Genomic DNA, 1364 nt, shown 5'->3' on the forward strand with positions numbered 1-1364 from the left:
CGCCTGCACGCCCGCTGGGCCGCGGCGCCGCCCGCCGACGGCTACGAGTCGAAACTCGACGCGGTCGTCACCGGCCCGCCCCGGCTGCGCGCCGTCGACGCGATCCCCGCCGACGTGCTGCCGGAGGTGGCCCGGCAGGTGCCGACGATCACCGTCAGCCCCACCCCCGCCGAGCAGGTCGCCGCCGCCGCGGCCCGCCGCGCCGGACGGGTCAGCGACCCGCCGATGTTCCTGCTCAACATCCCCTCCGCGCTCGACCCGTCGATGCGCCCGGCGCCGGACACACACCTGCTCAGCCTGGAGGTGCTGTGGACCCCGTACGGGCTGGCCGGGCGCTGGTCCGATCCGACCAGGGCCTGGTCCTGGCTGCGCCGCCTCGGCTCGCTGGGTGACCCGGGCGCGCTACTCGACTCCGTACGCGACTGGCGGGTGATGACCCCACCGGACTACGAACGCGAGTTCGCCATGCCCCGCGGCTACGCCCCGTCGTTCCCCGGCGGTGTCGTCGCCGCCCTGCTCGGCCGCCGCCGCGAACTCAGTCGCTACCGCACCCCCGTCGCCGGCCTCTACCTCACCGGCGCCGGCACCTTCCCCGGCGCCGGCGTCTGGGGTGCCAGCGGCCGCAACACCGCCGAGGTCATCCTCGGCGCCCGCCGCCCGACCCGCTGACCGACAAACGGCACCGGTCTCGCCGCATGGCCCTCAGGGGGTGTGAGTACCTGATGCGCGAAGCAGCTATTCGCCTGGGCTCCGAACGACGTGGACACGCTGTATCCGACTTCGTGGGGACCACACGTCAGGTCGTGAGGTTCTCCCGCGGATACGGTGATCAGGGAGCCTGGCAGACACTTCGACGCGGTCGGCGGCGGCCCGACCCGAGCTTCGTCCGCCGCGGCGAGCACGTGGGTAGATGGCCGGAGGGACCCGGGTCGTGGAGCTGCGTCAGCTGCGGTACTTTGTCGCGGTCGCCGAGGACGGTCACTTCGGGCGGGCCGCCGAACGGCTCAACATCGGCCAGCCCGCCGTCAGCCAGCAGATCCGCCGGCTGGAACGGGAACTCGGCATCGACCTGTTCGACCGGTCCCCGCGGCATGTGCGGCTGACCTCCGCCGGCAGGGCGTTCCTGCCCGAGGCGCGCGCCGTGCTCACCGCGGAGAGCCGGGCGCTGGCCGTCGCGTCCCGGCTCGCCGGCGAGTACACCGGGACGCTGCGCCTCGGTACGAGCCGGGGCCTGGGCGAACGGCTCGACGCGGTGCTCGAACAGCTCGCCCGCCGCGCCCCGCACGTCGAGGTCGAGCTGATCGGCGAACCCACCCGCCAGCGCCTCGACCGCGTCGCGGCCGGCACGCTGGACGCCACCTTCC

At 74.5% G+C, this 1364-nt stretch carries 1 protein-coding gene and 1 pseudogene; both read left to right on the forward strand.

The genetic code is table 11. The features are described from left to right. Nucleotides 1-669 (forward strand): annotated as a pseudogene (locus tag MXD58_RS27630) (phytoene desaturase family protein); the annotation flags it as partial. A gap of 241 nt (nt 670-910) precedes the next feature. Beyond that, the coding region (locus MXD58_RS27635) for a LysR family transcriptional regulator (protein ID WP_284678928.1) at nt 911-1364 on the forward strand (454 nt) is incomplete at its 3' end.

The organism is Frankia sp. AgKG'84/4 (assembly GCF_023242965.2).
In the GTDB taxonomy this organism is placed as follows: Bacteria; Actinomycetota; Actinomycetes; order Frankiales; family Frankiaceae; genus Frankia.